Origin of the sequence: Thioalkalivibrio sp. ALE31, from assembly GCF_000377405.1 — a bacterium.
In the GTDB taxonomy this organism is placed as follows: domain Bacteria; phylum Pseudomonadota; class Gammaproteobacteria; order Ectothiorhodospirales; family Ectothiorhodospiraceae; genus Thioalkalivibrio.
Genome location: NZ_KB905020.1, coordinates 691136 through 705415, shown reverse-complemented (window position 1 = coordinate 705415; position 14280 = coordinate 691136). Strand labels below are relative to the sequence as shown.

Here is a 14280-nt window from a genome sequence, read left to right as displayed (position 1 = left end):
AGGGAATCGGGCCGTAATGTACACGCCCGCCGGTCCGGGTAACGCGGCAAGGTTTTTCTGGCTCTGCGGTCAAGCGGCGCGTAGGGTGAGGCCTCCATCCGACGCAGGCATTGCCCCATGTGGCTTGAAACCCGCTGTGACTTCGAATTCGAGATCCCCGTCCCGACACCGTTCGTGCTGATGCTGCGCCCGCGCAGCGGCCCGCTGCAGTGGATCGCGCGCGAGGAGTATCGCCTGGTGCCGAACGCCCCGGTGACCGAGTTCGTGGATGTCTACGGCAATCTCTGCCAGCGTCTGGTCGCGCCGCCGGGGCCATTCTCGATCCACACGGCGGCCGAGGTGCAGACGGCCGATGCCCTGGATCGCGCCCCCGGCGCCCCGTTTGTCGAGGTACAGGCCCTGCCGGACGCGACCCTTGGCTACCTCCTGCCCAGCCGCTTCTGCGAATCGGACCGTTTCAATCGCATGGCGACCGAGATCACCGCCGGGCAGTGGCTGGGCTACGACCAGGTGGCCGCCATCGAGCAATGGCTGCGTGACCGCATCGAGTATCTTCCCGGCACCAGCGACATCCCGATCTCGGCGGTGGAGGTGAACCAGCGCGGGAGTGGGGTGTGCCGCGACCTGGCGCATCTGGGCATCGCCCTTTGCCGCAGTCTCAGTATCCCGGCGCGCATGGTGGTCGGGTATCTGCACGGCCTGCAGCCGATGGACATGCACGCCTGGTTCGAGGCCTTCGTCGGCGGTCGCTGGTACAGCTTCGATGCGACCCAGACGGAATTGCGGGGCGGCTACGTGGTGGTGGGCTACGGCCGCGACGCGGCGGACGTGGCGATCTACAACCAGTTCGGGCTCCCGGTCTACCCGATCCGCCACGAGGTGGGTGTCGAGCGGATCGACGGACCCGCCTGACGCGCGCCGGGCGCGGTATTCCACGGTCGCTGGAAGGGGCTTGAGCCGGCCCCGTCCGCGCCGAAGGGACCGGCATCAAAGTACTTGATCGGGCTTGCGAAACCCGCAATTTCGGGGCGTTCGCGAGGCGTCGTGGTGGGCGCCCCGGGAGCCGCCCGGTCTGAAAAGAGGGGCCGGATGACGTATGATAAGCGGCCTTTTTGACGGCAGTGCCGCCTTCCGGCGGGCGCGCCGCAATCCACCGAATCCGAAGCCTTGAACGGGAGAACCGAATGTTTTCGATCGACATGAGTATCCACGGTTACGACGACGAACTCTGGGGCGCCATCAGCAAGGAGGCGCAGCGCCAGGAAGAGCACATCGAGCTGATCGCCTCCGAGAACTACACCAGCCCGCGCGTGATGGAGGCCCAGGGCTCCGTGCTGACCAACAAGTACGCCGAGGGCTACCCGGGCAAGCGCTACTACGGTGGCTGCGAGTACGTGGATATCGTCGAACAGCTCGCGATCGACCGTCTCAAGGAACTCTACGGCGCCGACTACGCCAACGTGCAGCCGCATTCCGGCTCGCAGGCCAACGCGGCCGTGTACATGGCCCTGCTGCAGCCGCATGACACCGTGCTCGGCATGAGCCTGGACGCCGGCGGCCACCTGACCCACGGCGCCAAGCCGAACTTCTCCGGCAAGATCTACAACGCGGTGCAGTACGGCATCACCGACGAGGGCCTGATCGACTACGACGAGGTCCAGCGTCTGGCCACCGAGCACCAGCCGAAGATGATCGTCGCCGGCTTCTCCGCCTACTCGCGTGTGGTCGACTGGAAGCGCTTCCGCGAGATCGCCGATTCCGTGGGCGCCTACCTGATGGTGGACATGGCCCACGTCTCCGGCCTGATCGCGGCTGGTGAATACCCGAATCCGATCGACCACGCCCACGTGGTCACCTCCACCACGCACAAGTCCCTGCGCGGGCCGCGTGGCGGCTTCATCATCACCAAGGGTCAGCCGGAGCTGAACAAGAAGTTCCAGTCGCTGATCTTCCCGGGTACCCAGGGTGGCCCGCTGATGCACGTGATCGCCGGCAAGGCGGTGGCGTTCAAGGAGGCCCTGGAACCGGAATTCAAGACCTACCAGAAGCAGGTGATCGCCAACGCCCGCGCGATGGCCGAGGTCCTGGTCGAACGCGGCTACGACATCGTCTCCGGAGGCACCGACAACCACCTGTTCCTGCTGAGCCTGGTGTCCAAGGGCATGACCGGAAAGGCCGCGGATGCCGCGCTGGGTCGCGCCAACATCACCGTCAACAAGAACGCGGTGCCGAACGACCCGCAGTCCCCGTTCGTAACCTCCGGCATCCGCATCGGCACCGCCGCGCTGACCACGCGTGGCTTTACCGAGGCCGAGTCGCGCGAGCTGGCCGGCTGGATCGCCGACGTGCTGGACGACCACGAGAACGAGCAGGTGATCGACGCGACCCGCGACAAGGTCGTCGAGATCTGCCGCCGCTTCCCGGTCTACGGCGCGCCCGAATAATCACGGCGAGTCACGGGTCGCGGGCGCGGGATGCGCTGTCCGTCCTGTCATGATCAGGATACCCGCGTGGTCGATTCGCGGGTGGCCGGCCCGGAGCAGGAACAGATCCGGCGCCGGCGCCAGTGCCGCGCCTGCGGGGCGCGCTTTACCACCTTCGAACGGGCGGAGTTCAGCCTGCCGCGGGTGGTCAAGCGCTCCGGCGAACGCGTCGCCTTCGACGAGGAGAAGCTGCGCAGCGGTCTGCGTCGGGCCCTGCACAAGCGCCCGGTGAAGACCGACGATGTCGAGCGGGTCATCGACGACATCAAGCGTCAGCTGTCCGCGCTCACCGCCCCGGAAGTGAAATCCGACCGTATCGGCGAAATGGTCCTGGCCGCCTTGCACGGCCTCGACCATGTGGCCTATATCCGGTTTGCCTCCATTTATCTCAGCTTCGCCAGTGTGCAGTCCTTCCGCGAGGCCATCGAACGGCTGGAGGAAGACCTCAGCCCGGAGATGCGCCGCTCGCAGCTGCGTCTGATCGACGAGGAGGCGCCCGGTCCTGCCCCGGAACCGGCGGCGGGCGGCCCGCAGGTGCCACCGGGGAGTGGTGACTCGTCCAGGGGGGAGTGATGGAAGCACCCACGACCGAGCAGGCGATCACGGACCGCCGTTACATGGCGCGGGCCCTGGAGCTGGCCGACTACGGCCGCTTCACCGCGGACCCGAACCCGCGGGTCGGGTGCGTGATCGTGCGCGACGGACGCGAAGTCGGCGCGGGACTGCACTGGAAGGCCGGCGAGGCCCATGCCGAGGTGAACGCACTGCGGGCGGCGGGCGAGGCCGCGCGTGGCGCAACCGCCTACGTCACCCTGGAACCCTGCAGCCATCACGGCCGGACCCCGCCCTGCACCGATGCCCTGATCGGCGCTGGGGTAGCCCGGGTCGTGATCGCCATGCAGGACCCCAACCCGCAGGTCTGTGGCGGCGGGATCGAGGCCCTGCGGGCAGCAGGTATCCCGGTCGACAGCGGCGTGCTGGAGGCCGAGGCGCGTGCCCTGAACCCCGGATTCGTGCGGCGCATGGAGCAGGGACGCCCCTGGGTGCGGGTCAAGCTTGCCGCGAGCCTCGACGGGCGTACCGCCATGGCCTCCGGCGAGTCGCAATGGATCACCGGCGAGGCGGCGCGCCGCGACGTCCAGCAGTGGCGGGCCCGCGCGGGCGCGATCCTGACCGGCAGCGGCACCGTGGTCGCCGACGACCCGCGCCTGAACGTGCGCATGAAGCCGTTCGACCTGGCCGCCCATGCCGGATTTCCGGACGACCCCCGCTATTACGACCTGCCGGGACGCCAGCCCCTGCGGGTGATCCTGGACGCCCGCCTGCGGACGCCGCCGGGCGCGCAGATCCTGCGCGAGGGACCGGTCTGGATCCTCACGGGGCCCGATGCCGCGGACTCGCCGGCCGCGGACACCCTGCGCGGCCGAGGGGCGGAGGTCCGGCCCGTGCCGCTGGCGGAGGAATCCGCCGATGGCGGGCTGGATCTGGGCGCGGTGCTGGCGGAGCTGGGCCGCGCCGAGGTCAACGAGCTGCATGTGGAATCCGGACCGGGTCTGGCCGGGGCGCTTGCGCGCGGTGGCTGGGTGGACGAATGGCTGATCTACCAGGCCCCCCTGCTGATGGGCTCCAATGCTCGCCCCCTGGTCGAGTGGCCGCTGGCCCGCATGTCCGAGCGCGCCGAACTCGAGATCGTCGATTCCCGCTGGGTCGGCGAAACCCTGCGCCTGCGCGCCCACCCGCGTTCCTGAAGGCCGATTTCACCACGAAGCACACGAAGGCACGAAGAAGGGAAAGGTCAAGGGCGGTCTACAGGAAGACGGAAAGAGTGGAAGGATGACTGGGTTTGAAACGGGGTGCGCAACCGCATCGCATGGGCAGACCATGACCATCCGCTATTGTGCTTTACCGAAAAACCCTTCCAATCTTCCCATCTTCCTGTGAACCGCCTTTGACCTTCTTCGTGTCTTCGTGTGCTTCGTGGTGAACAAGGGTTTTCCGTCCAGGAACCGGGCAAACGTCCGGGGCGTGGTGCGAATTCATTAGGGTTTCCCTATGATGGGCGGCGAGCAGCCCGGCGCGGTTCGTGCGGGCACCCCGGAACGAGCGGACGTCCATGTTTACCGGAATCATCGAGACCCTAGGCAGCCTGGAGCGCCTGACCCCCAGTGGTGGCGACGTGCGGCTGCACGTGAACGCGACCGGGATGGACCTGTCGGACACCCGGCTGGGGGACTCCATCGCGGTGAACGGGGTCTGCCTGACGGTGACCGATCTGGCGGGCAGTGGCTTTGCCGCCGATGTCTCGCGCGAGTCGCTGGAGGTGACCACGCTGGGCCACCTCGGACCGGGGGACCGGGTGAACCTCGAACGGGCGCTGGCTTTGGGCGACCGTCTGGGCGGGCACATGGTGTCCGGGCACGTCGACGGCGTCGGCGAGGTGGTGGCGATGGAGCCCGATGCGCGCTCGACCCGCGTGCGCTTTCGCGCGCCACCGGCACTGGCCCGCTACATCGCGGCCAAGGGCTCGATCACCATTGATGGCACCAGCCTGACCGTGAACCGCGTGGACGGCGCCGAGTTCGAGGTCAACATCATCCCGCACACCTGGTCCCTGACCCGCTTCGCCGTCTATACGGTGGGCACCCCGGTCAACCTCGAGGTCGACCTGATCGCCCGCTACCTGGAGCGTCTGATGCTGGGCGAGCGGGCGGCCGAGCCCGGCGCGCAGGCGGGCGACCTGTCGGAGGCCTGGCTGGCTGAACAGGGCTTTCCCAATCAATCCGGGCCGCGCGACTGAGCGCACGGCCCCCGACCGAAGGCACGCATGGAATTTTCCAGTACCGAAACGATCCTCGAGGAACTGCAGGCCGGACGCATGGTGGTCATCGTCGACGACGAGGACCGCGAGAACGAGGGCGACCTCTTGATGCTGGCCTCGCACGCGCGGCCCGAGGACATCAACTTCATGGCCAAGTACGGCCGGGGGCTAATCTGCCTGACGCTGACCCGCGAGCGCTGCAAGCAGCTCGCGCTGCCGCTGATGGTGACCGACACCAATGACGTGCATGGCACCAACTTTACGCTGTCGATCGAGGCCGCCGAGGGCGTGACCACCGGCATCTCGGCCTACGATCGCGCACACACCATCCGGACCGCGGTCGCGCCCAACGCGAAGCCCGAGGATATCGTCCAGCCGGGGCACGTGTTTCCGCTGATGGCACAGCCCGGCGGGGTCATCGTGCGCGCCGGCCATACCGAGGCCGGGTGCGATCTGGCGCGCCTGGCTGGGGCCGAACCGGCGGCGGTGATTGTCGAGATCCTGAACGAGGACGGCAGCATGGCGCGGCGTTCGGATCTCGAACGCTTCTGCGCCGAGCACGATCTCAAGATGGGCACCATCGAGGACCTGATCCGCTACCGGATCGAGAACGAGAAGACGGTGCAGCGGGTTTCCGAACGCCCCTTCCCGACCGAGTACGGCGAGTTCCGCTTGCTGGCGTTCGAGGACGAGGTGGATCACGAGCTGCATTTCGCGCTGGTGCGCGGGGAGCCGAAGCCGGACCAGGAGACCCTGGTGCGTGTCCACCTGGAAAGCACGCTGTACGACACGCTGGGTTACGCCGGTCCGGATCGTGGCTGGCCGCTGGACGATGCCCTGCGCCGGATCGACGCGGCCGGCGAGGGTGTGGTGGTGGTGCTGCGCAAGCACGAGAGCCCGGAGGCCCTGGCCCAGCGTCTGGAGCATATCGGCCAGCCGGCGCCGGAAGAGCGCAGTGGGCGGGAGAACTCCGCCGAGTGGCGCATGTATGGCATTGGTGCCCAGATCCTGGCTGACTGCGGGGTGGGGCGCATGAAGCTGATGTCGGCGCCCAAGCGCTTTCATGGCCTCGGTGGCTTCGGCCTGGAGGTCGTGGACTACGTCCACGAGTAGCCCCCGGCCGCCTGCCTCGTGGTGGCTGGCCATGGTTCGTCGCTCGGTGTTTACGGTGCCTTCGGTCCGCAACCTGCCAGGCGCTGATTCGCCAGCGCGCCGCGAGGTCCTTTCTTGCTTGCCCAAGAAAGGACCCAAAGAAGGGCACCCGGATTTCGCCCGGGAACCTCGCTCCGGACGCGCTGGGCCGGCGGCGCTGAACTCGCTGCGCCTTCGGCTCCGCTCAGACATCCAGCGCCCCGAATTTATGGAAAACGGGCCGGCCCATCACGCCCTCCGCGAGGGGCTCCATACGGGAGGCGAAGGTCAAAACCTACCGTATCCCCACCCTTACTCCTAACCATAGGCACCGCCACCCGAAAGCCCCCGGCGCCCGCCACGCGGGCGCGGCACGCAACGGCCAAAGACCGAGCGTGCCCAGGATGTCCGAAGACCCAGCCAACATCCACTAGCTATATCGCTGGACTAGCCGTTGTTTGGACCTGCCTCCCCGTTGTCGTCGCGCCGAGCGGAGAGGGTTTTCGCGGGATTAGAGGCGCTGGATGTCTGAGCGGAGCCGCAGGCGCAGCGAGTTCAGCGCCGCCCGCGAAAAGCCTCGGAGCGAGGGAAGCCCCGGCCCGCTCAGCGGGCCGGGGTCGCGGCAGTCGGGCGTGTTTCTTGGGTACTTCTTTGCACGAGCAAAGAAGTACCTCGGGGCGCGCTGGCGAGTCAGCGCCTGGCAGGTTGCGGACCGAAGGCACCGTAAACACCGGATGCCGAACCAGGACCTGCCACCACGAGGCAGGTGGCCAGACGAAAGCACGGTAAACACCGAACGATGAACGAAGGGTAGACATGACCGGGCAGGACCCCGGGCCGAGGCCACTGAAAATACTGGCGCCAAATGCAGGGCCAGTCAGCGGTATGGCAGGCGGCCCGTCGCCCGATTCGTGCGGGCGCGCTCTACCGCGCGGGTTCGCGGTGCTACACTAGGCGGCCTTTGCAACTCGGCCCCGCGGGTCGGCCCCGAACGGCCGCCTCGTCTCCGTCTCAATCGGAATGAAACCATGCACGACATCAAGACCCTGGAAGGCGTATTCACCGACGCCGCCGACCATCGCTATGGCCTGCTGCTGGCGCGCTTTAACAGCCTGATCGTCGAACGCCTGCTGGAAGGCGCGGTGGATACCCTGAAGCGCCATGGCGTGCAGGAAAAGAATCTGACCATCGCCCGCGTGCCGGGGGCCTATGAACTGCCGCTGGCGGCCCAGGCGATGGCGCGTTCCGGGCAGTATGACGGGGTCATTGCCCTGGGCTGCGTGATCCGCGGCTCCACCCCGCATTTCGACTACGTCGCCGGCGAGGCGGCCAAGGGCCTGGCCCAGGTGCAGATGGCCGAGGACCTGCCGATCAGCTTCGGTGTTCTGACGACGGACTCCATTGAGCAGGCGATTGAACGCGCCGGCACCAAGGCCGGCAACAAGGGCGCGGATGCCGCGATGGGCGCGATCGAGATGGTCAGCCTGATGCGGCAGCTGCGCGGCGGCGCCTGAGCGAGCACGAAACCGACGTGACCGAACCTGGCAATCCCTCCCAACCCGACCGTCCCGCCGCCAAGGGCGCGGGCGGCGCACGCGGCAAGCGCCCGCGCAGCACGCCCGAACAGCGGGCGCGCCACGCGCGCTCGTTCGCGCGGCGTCGCGCCATGCAGGCGCTCTACTCCTGGCAGATGACCGGCGCCCACCCCAAGGACATCCTGGCCGAGTTCCGTGACGACGAGGAACACGCGAAGGCGGATGCCGAGTATTTCCGCGAGCTGCTGATCGGTGTGACCCGCGATCGCGAGGCCCTGGATGCCCGCATGGAGCCGTACCTCGGCCGCCCGCTGGACCAGCTCGACCCGGTGGAGCATGCCCTGCTGTGGCTGGGTCAGTGGGAGCTGGCCGAGCGGATCGAGGTGCCCTATCGCGTGGTGATCAACGAGGCCGTGGACCTGGCCAAACGCTACGGTGCGGAGCAGTCGCATCGCTACATCAACGGTGTGCTGGACCGGCTCTCGGCCGAGCTGCGCGGTCCCGAGCGCGCCACGCCGCGCTGACCCCGCGCAACGCCGCAGCACGGCAATGGCCGGCCCCGACTCCGAGTTCGACCTGATTCAGCGTTATTTCGGCGCGCCGTTGGCGGACGTGAACGCCGACGGCGTGCGGCTTGGCATCGGGGACGATGCCGCCCTGTTGGCTGTGGCGAGCGGCCACGAGCTGGCCGTCACTGTCGACACCCTGGTTGAGGGTACCCATTTTTTCCCCGATCACCCGCCGGCGAGCGTCGGGCACAAGGCCCTGGCTTCCAACCTCAGTGACCTGGCCGCGATGGGGGCCGAGCCGCTGGGCGCGCTGCTGTCGCTGACCCTGCCCCGGGTCGATCATGACTGGCTGGCGGGTTTCAGCGAGGGCTTCCTGGCGCTGGCCGAAGAGGTTGGTATCCCGCTGGTAGGCGGGGATACCAACCGGGGCCCTCTGGCAATCAGCGTGACCGTGCTGGGTGCCGTGCCTGCGGGCCAGGCCCTGCGCCGGTCCGGGGCCCGGCCCGGCGACCGACTGGTGGTATCCGGTGCGTTGGGCGGGGCGGCCTTCGGGCTGGCCCACGAGAGCGCCCGGCGGGCGCGGGGCGCCGCGGGCGCGGCTCTGCCCGCCGATGCCCGGGAGCCGGCCTGCGACCGGCTGTTCTGGCCCCGCGCGCGGCTGGCCCTGGGGCGCGGCCTGCGCAACCGTGCCCGGGCGGCTATCGATATTTCCGACGGCCTGCTGGCGGATCTCGGGCACCTGTGTGCCGCTTCGGGCTGTGGCGCGCGGGTCGACTGGCCCGCCGTCCCCCGCGATCCGTTGCTGGCACAGATCCCGGACGATCAGGCCCGCGAGTATGCGCTCGGCGGAGGCGAGGACTACGAACTGCTGTTCGCACTGCCGGCCGGGGAATCGCTGGATCTGCTGGCCTTCAGCGTGGATGTGCCGCTGACCGTGATCGGGGAATGCACGGAGGGTGAAGCGGTGGTCGTCGAGGACGCGGACGGGCGGCGACTGGACGTGACGCGGGCGGGGCACGATCATTTCGCGGACAACATGGGAAACACTGATTAATGTACACACTCGCGTTGGTACCCCAGGTTTTCCGAGACAAGGCGCGGTGCGCAGCCGGTAGTGGTTCTACCGGCAAGGGCCGCAACGCAGGATCGGGGAACCTGGGGTACCAACCCCGAAGGGGCTCGGCCGCTTTTGCGCGCGCACGGCGTTGCGGCTCCCTTGTGCAGAATGCTGCACGGCCGTCGCCGCGCCTTGTTCGCACGCAAAAGCGACTCGAGCGCGAGCGTGTACATTGATCAGTGTTTCCCAAGGAACACTAGGGACAGGGTAGCCATGACGGAGCAGAAGAGCCGCAAGCCGCAGATGCCATCGGCGAAGACCGTATTCGGCGATCCGATCCACCTGCTGGCCTTCGGCTTCGGCAGCGGCCTGTCGCGCTGGGCGCCGGGCACCACCGGCTCGCTGGGTGCGCTGGTGCTGTACTTCGCGATCATGAATTTCCCGGAATGGGCCTACATCGCCGTGACCGTGATCGTGGTCATGGCCGGCTTCTACATCTGTGGCGAGAGTGCCCGCAAGCTCGGTGTGCACGATCACCCCGGCATCGTCTGGGACGAATGGGCGGGCATGCTGATTACCCTGGCTTTTGCCCCCGCGGGGCTGATGTGGGTGGTGGTCGGCTTTCTGCTGTTCCGGATTTTCGACATCCTCAAGCCCTGGCCGGCGAACTATTTCGACCACAAGTGGCAGGACGGCCACGGGATCATGATGGACGATGTGGTCGCCGGCCTGTACGCAGGCTTCGCCCTGGTGATCCTGGGCGGGTTGTTCCAGCAACTGGTGGTCGAGGCGTAGGACAGCACTCGGGTGGGCCCGGGTGTGAACGGGTCGGCAGAGTCGCGCGATGGCGAGAACTCGTGCGGATACGGCAACGCCTCAGGGTCAGGTATCCACCAAAGGAGTGTGTGGCATGAAGATCTCCATGCGTCATTGGCTTCAAGTCTCGTTCGTGAGTGCCCTCCTGGCGTCTGGCGGCGTTCAGGCGCAGCCGGCGGGCGGGCCGCCTTCGGGCGCCCCGGGCGCCAGTGGCGACACGCCGGCCGCCGGCGACCTGCCACCCGGCCACGGCGGTACTCCGCCCGGGCAGCGCCGCGGCGACCCGCGCCCCGATCGGGGGCCCGACCTTCCGCGGGCGCCGGATCCGTCCTCGCCGCCGTCGCCGGACGACGCGCCGCTGCCGGACCCGTCCGATCTCCCCGAGCCGCCCACCCCGCCGAGCCCGGATCTCCCGGGGCTCTGACCGAGCGCGGCGGATCCGCCCTGCGCACGTGTTCGCGGGGTGGGACGGTCTCCGTTTGACCGTGTAGTGGTCAAGTCATTTCGGACGTCCCGATCGGTGCTCCCGTCCTTCGCTCAGTGGGAGGTTGTTGGGGTTCACACAGACCGGCTGGATCGGAATGGGCCCCAAGTGCACCGACTGGTCCGTTACTTCGCCTGGTGGCCGAGCGTGCGCAGCTGCTGCAGCCAGCGCTCGCGCGCGGCCGCGTTGCCGCCGTTCTGGCCGATCAGGGTGTGGCGGACGGGGCCGAAGCCACAGAAGCGCAGGATGTTCCGCTCCAGGCTCTTCAGGCTGTGGGCGCCGAACCACCAGCGGTAGGCGAGGGCCGGCATGCCCATGGTGACCACGATGCGTACGGAACGGCCCTTCAGCCGCGTGTGGCGCAGGCGGTTCATGTCGCCATCGGCGACAAAGGCTGGCCTGAGGGTCTGTTCCAGGAAGGCCTTCACCCCGGCCGGCATGTCGCCCAGCCACAGCGGGTAGATCAGCACAATGTGGTGGGCGGCCTCGATCAGGGCCTGGGCCTCGAGGATCGCGGGCGGGACGCTTGCGTCGAGGAACTCGGCCTGGCTCCTGAGCAGCGGGACATCACGATGGGCGATGGTGTAGGTGTCCACCGCGAAGCCGCCCTGTTCGGCCCCCTCGCGGTAGGCGTCGGCGAGCGCGTGGTCGAGATGGCCGCCGGCCGGGTCCGGGTGCCCCTGGAGGATCAGGATTCGCGTCATGCGTTGGCCCTCGTGATGGCTGAGCCCGTTTCCCAAGCGTAGCCCAGCCGGCGGACGCGGTGGTTCCGGTACGGGCCGTGGTGTGAGGGGGCGGTTGGTTGGCCGCCAAAAACGCCTCCGGAAACCGGTTCCCTGGCACGAGGGTCTTGCCTACCATAACGGGGTGCGCTGCGGTGGCTTGTAGCGTCGGGACGCGGAGGCGAAATGGCATTCGATCCGGTTGTGCTGTTCTTCCTGCTGGGGGCGATCGCGGGTCTGGCGAAGTCGGACCTCAAGATCCCGATGGCGATCTACGAGGCGCTGTCGATCTACCTGCTGCTGGCCATCGGCCTGATGGGCGGGGTCAAGCTGGCGGAAAGCGAGTTGCTTCCGTTGCTGCTGCCGGGCCTGGCGGTGCTCGCCGTGGGTTCGCTGATCCCGCTGATCGCGTTTCCGGTGCTGTACCTTCTCGGGCGGATGCCGCGGGCGGATTCGGCTTCCATTGCGGCCCACTACGGTTCGGTGTCGGTCGTGACCTTCTCGGTCGCGGTCGCGTTTCTGGCGTCCCGGGGTCTGGACTACGAGGGGCACATGGTGGTGTTCCTCGTACTCCTGGAGATGCCGGCGCTGGTCATCGGGATCCTGCTGGCGCGCATGGGCAGCCGGGGCCCCACTCGCTGGGGCAAGACCCTGCACGAGGTCATCTTTGGCAAGAGCATCTTCCTGCTGGCCGGTGGGCTGGTGATCGGGTTCATTGCCGGCCCGGATCACATCGAGCCGCTGGAGCCGATGTTCTTTGATCTGTTCAAGGGGGTGCTGGCGTTGTTCCTGCTGGAGATGGGGCTGGTGGCCTCCAGCCGCATCGCGGATGTCCGCCAGTACGGGCTGTTCCTCATCGTCTTTGCGATCGTCATGCCGATCGTCTCCGCGATCCTCGGGATCCTGCTCGGATGGGGCCTGGGCATGAGCCTGGGGGGCACGCTGCTGCTGGCCACCTTGTATGCCAGTGCGTCGTACATCGCGGCGCCGGCCGCGATGCGCATTGCCGTGCCCAAGGCCAACCCCGCGTTGTCGATCGGGGCCTCGCTGGGTGTGACGTTCCCGTTCAATATCTTCCTGGGCGTTCCGCTGTATTTCTGGATGGCCCAGACCCTTTATTCGCTCGGAGGCTAGCTCGATGCAAGGCGATGACATGTACCTGCTGACGGTGGTGGCCGAGGCGATCCTGGAGGAGATGCTGATCGACGAGGTACGCGCCATGGGGGCGGCCGGCTACACGGTGACCGACGCACGCGGCTGGGGCCGGCACGGCAAGCGCCGGGGCAACTGGCGGGCCGGCGGCAACATCAAGCTGGAGGTCGTGGCCTCGTCGGAGCTGTGCGAGCGGATCGCGGCCCGGTTCAAGGAACAGTACGAGTCGGACTACGGATTGCTGATGTTTACTGTGCCCGTCGCCTTGAAGAATTGATCCGGCGGGGCGGTCAGGCAGCCTCCATGCAGTGAAGTGCTTCACGAAATGCCCGGGAACTCGCCCCTGCGCCTTGGGGGGCGCGGGGCTCGGCTGCTATCACCGGGGGCCTGAACCAATGGCTTCACCGCCGCAAGGAGTTTCCCATGACCCGGTTTCGCAGTACCGCATTGATCATTGCCCTTGGCTCGCTCTTCGCCGTGGGAACGGCCCATGCCCAGGCGCCGCAAGGCGGCCAGCAGGGGGCATGGGCCAGGGTACACCCCCCGCCGAGCGGGGTGCCCCTCCGGCGGGCGGGCAGGACACCCCGGGGCACGGCGGCATGCCGCGCGGCCAGGGCCAGGAGCGTGGTCAGGGCATGCCCCCGGGGCAGCCACAGCAGGCACCCGGCCAGCCGCCGGGCCAGGGACAGCAGGCCCCGAGCCAGATGGAGCGCGGTGGTCAGCCGGCCCCCGGTCAGGGCGGCGCGCCGACCGCGCCTCAGGGGCAGGGCCAGCCGCCCGGTGGCCAGGGGCAGCCGCAAGGACAGGGGCAGCCCCAGGACGCGCCGCCGCTGGGCCAGCAGCGTCAGCCCCGCGGCGCGGATGCGCCTCCGCTGGGGGGCCAGACCCCGACGCGGCCGGACACCGGTAACCGCCCGGCCGAACCCGCCGATCCGGCAGAGCCGGCGGACCCGGCAGAAACGGGCAATCTCCCGCCGGTGGACTGATCGCGGCGGCCCGGGACATCGCGCTTCGTCCGGGAGGGCCCGAAGCGGGCCCGCCTTACGTCCGGGCGAGGATGCGGTAGGGCCCGGGATGCCCGTCGCGGCCGGACTCGATCAGGACAATCGTGTCCGTCGCCCAGTGCAGCGGCGTTTCGATCCGCTCGCGAGCGGGCGGCGCGGCGTGGCGGCGCAGCGAAACGTGAGGCCGGAACGGGCGGGGCGGGCCGGTGTCGATGCCGCACTCCCGGCAGAGGGCATGGGCCCGATCCGCGAGGTCCAGGAGGGCCGCTGGCGGATCGCTTGGGCCTACCCAGGTAATGCGCGGACGGGCGAAGTGCCCCAGCCGGTCCAGGGTTAGTTCCAGCGGCTCGGAGGCCAGGGCCCCGAGGTGACCGGCCAGGCACTCGGCCTGCCCGGCGGGAACCGTGCCGGCGAAGGCCAGCGTCAGATGCAGATGTTCGGGCGGGATCGGACGGCCGGGACCATCCAGGTTGCGTCCCAGCCGATCCAGTCGTTCGCGTGTGGCCGTGTCGGGCCACAGGGCGAGGAAGACTCGTCGGAACTCGGGTACCTCGGCCACGCCGGCGGGT

Annotated in this window: 15 protein-coding genes and 1 pseudogene; 14 read left to right on the top strand and 2 right to left on the bottom strand. The window is 68.5% G+C overall.

Features of this window, described 5'->3' with window-relative positions:
• Positions 1-117 precede the first annotated feature (117 nt).
• The 11 genes from D103_RS0103275 (at position 118) to D103_RS0103220 (ending at position 10773) form a co-directional block, all read left to right on the top strand.
• Positions 118-912 (top strand): transglutaminase family protein, encoded by a 795-nt coding sequence (locus D103_RS0103275; protein WP_018875812.1) that lies wholly within the window; start codon positions 118-120, stop codon positions 910-912.
• Positions 913-1184: 272 nt separating this feature from the next.
• The gene (glyA, locus tag D103_RS0103270; RefSeq protein WP_018867832.1) at positions 1185-2444 is read left to right on the top strand and encodes a serine hydroxymethyltransferase; all 1260 of its coding nucleotides are present in this window, start codon (positions 1185-1187) and stop codon (positions 2442-2444) included.
• Between the two features lie 30 nt (positions 2445-2474).
• Positions 2475-3056 (top strand): transcriptional regulator NrdR, encoded by a 582-nt coding sequence (gene nrdR / locus D103_RS0103265; protein WP_018881512.1) that lies wholly within the window; start codon positions 2475-2477, stop codon positions 3054-3056.
• Positions 3056-4231, top strand: a complete 1176-nt coding sequence (gene ribD / locus D103_RS0103260) for a bifunctional diaminohydroxyphosphoribosylaminopyrimidine deaminase/5-amino-6-(5-phosphoribosylamino)uracil reductase RibD (protein WP_018875810.1) — start codon at positions 3056-3058, stop codon at positions 4229-4231. The genes nrdR and ribD overlap by 1 nt, the downstream gene beginning before the upstream one ends.
• Before the next feature lie 365 nt (positions 4232-4596).
• A complete protein-coding gene (locus D103_RS0103255) occupies positions 4597-5280 on the top strand; it encodes a riboflavin synthase (RefSeq protein ID WP_018875809.1) in 684 nt (227 codons plus the stop codon).
• A gap of 27 nt (positions 5281-5307) precedes the next feature.
• On the top strand, positions 5308-6414 hold the full coding sequence (ribBA, locus tag D103_RS0103250) for a bifunctional 3,4-dihydroxy-2-butanone-4-phosphate synthase/GTP cyclohydrolase II (protein WP_018875808.1): 1107 nt from the start codon (positions 5308-5310) through the stop codon (positions 6412-6414).
• Between the two features lie 1046 nt (positions 6415-7460).
• A complete protein-coding gene (ribE, locus tag D103_RS0103245) occupies positions 7461-7946 on the top strand; it encodes a 6,7-dimethyl-8-ribityllumazine synthase (RefSeq protein WP_018875807.1) in 486 nt (161 codons plus the stop codon).
• A 17-nt stretch (positions 7947-7963) separates the two neighbouring features.
• Positions 7964-8491 (top strand): transcription antitermination factor NusB, encoded by a 528-nt coding sequence (gene nusB / locus D103_RS0103240; protein ID WP_018875806.1) that lies wholly within the window; start codon positions 7964-7966, stop codon positions 8489-8491.
• Between the two features lie 25 nt (positions 8492-8516).
• Complete coding sequence (thiL, locus tag D103_RS0103235; protein WP_018875805.1) at positions 8517-9530, top strand: thiamine-phosphate kinase; 1014 nt, start codon at positions 8517-8519, stop codon at positions 9528-9530.
• Positions 9531-9806: 276 nt separating this feature from the next.
• Positions 9807-10328 (top strand): phosphatidylglycerophosphatase A, encoded by a 522-nt coding sequence (locus D103_RS0103225; RefSeq protein ID WP_018875804.1) that lies wholly within the window; start codon positions 9807-9809, stop codon positions 10326-10328.
• Between the two features lie 115 nt (positions 10329-10443).
• Positions 10444-10773, top strand: a complete 330-nt coding sequence (locus tag D103_RS0103220) for a hypothetical protein (protein WP_018875803.1) — start codon at positions 10444-10446, stop codon at positions 10771-10773.
• A gap of 185 nt (positions 10774-10958) precedes the next feature.
• Here the strand turns inward: D103_RS0103220 and D103_RS0103215 are convergent, their stop codons facing one another.
• On the bottom strand, positions 10959-11537 hold the full coding sequence (locus D103_RS0103215; RefSeq protein ID WP_018875802.1) for an NAD(P)H-dependent oxidoreductase: 579 nt from the start codon (positions 11535-11537) through the stop codon (positions 10959-10961).
• A gap of 204 nt (positions 11538-11741) precedes the next feature.
• Here D103_RS0103215 and D103_RS0103210 point away from each other — a divergent pair, with 204 nt between their 5' ends.
• The 3 genes and pseudogenes from D103_RS0103210 (at position 11742) to D103_RS13350 (ending at position 13693) form a co-directional block, all read left to right on the top strand.
• Complete coding sequence (locus tag D103_RS0103210) at positions 11742-12689, top strand: sodium-dependent bicarbonate transport family permease (RefSeq protein WP_018866937.1); 948 nt, start codon at positions 11742-11744, stop codon at positions 12687-12689.
• 4 nt (positions 12690-12693) lie between these two features.
• Positions 12694-12984, top strand: coding sequence for a hypothetical protein (locus tag D103_RS0103205; RefSeq protein ID WP_018878581.1), 291 nt, complete (start codon positions 12694-12696; stop codon positions 12982-12984).
• A gap of 146 nt (positions 12985-13130) precedes the next feature.
• Positions 13131-13693: pseudogene (locus D103_RS13350) on the top strand (hypothetical protein).
• A 55-nt stretch (positions 13694-13748) separates the two neighbouring features.
• Here D103_RS13350 and thpR read toward each other — a convergent pair.
• Positions 13749-14270: an RNA 2',3'-cyclic phosphodiesterase gene (gene thpR / locus D103_RS0103195; RefSeq protein WP_018875800.1), complete on the bottom strand. Its 522-nt coding sequence runs from the start codon at positions 14268-14270 to the stop codon at positions 13749-13751.
• Positions 14271-14280 lie beyond the last annotated feature (10 nt).

Coding starts and splice junctions, on each gene's coding strand:
- D103_RS0103225 (WP_018875804.1), top strand. CDS start 9,807: ATGACGGAGCAGAAGAGCCGCAAGCCGCAGATGCCATCGGCGAAGACC.
- D103_RS0103205 (WP_018878581.1), top strand. CDS start 12,694: ATGCAAGGCGATGACATGTACCTGCTGACGGTGGTGGCCGAGGCGATC.
- D103_RS0103210 (WP_018866937.1), top strand. CDS start 11,742: ATGGCATTCGATCCGGTTGTGCTGTTCTTCCTGCTGGGGGCGATCGCG.
- ribBA (WP_018875808.1), top strand. CDS start 5,308: ATGGAATTTTCCAGTACCGAAACGATCCTCGAGGAACTGCAGGCCGGA.
- D103_RS0103215 (WP_018875802.1), bottom strand. CDS start 11,537: ATGACGCGAATCCTGATCCTCCAGGGGCACCCGGACCCGGCCGGCGGC.
- thiL (WP_018875805.1), top strand. CDS start 8,517: ATGGCCGGCCCCGACTCCGAGTTCGACCTGATTCAGCGTTATTTCGGC.
- ribD (WP_018875810.1), top strand. CDS start 3,056: ATGGAAGCACCCACGACCGAGCAGGCGATCACGGACCGCCGTTACATG.
- glyA (WP_018867832.1), top strand. CDS start 1,185: ATGTTTTCGATCGACATGAGTATCCACGGTTACGACGACGAACTCTGG.
- D103_RS0103255 (WP_018875809.1), top strand. CDS start 4,597: ATGTTTACCGGAATCATCGAGACCCTAGGCAGCCTGGAGCGCCTGACC.
- D103_RS0103275 (WP_018875812.1), top strand. CDS start 118: ATGTGGCTTGAAACCCGCTGTGACTTCGAATTCGAGATCCCCGTCCCG.
- ribE (WP_018875807.1), top strand. CDS start 7,461: ATGCACGACATCAAGACCCTGGAAGGCGTATTCACCGACGCCGCCGAC.
- nrdR (WP_018881512.1), top strand. CDS start 2,475: ATGCGCTGTCCGTCCTGTCATGATCAGGATACCCGCGTGGTCGATTCG.
- D103_RS0103220 (WP_018875803.1), top strand. CDS start 10,444: ATGAAGATCTCCATGCGTCATTGGCTTCAAGTCTCGTTCGTGAGTGCC.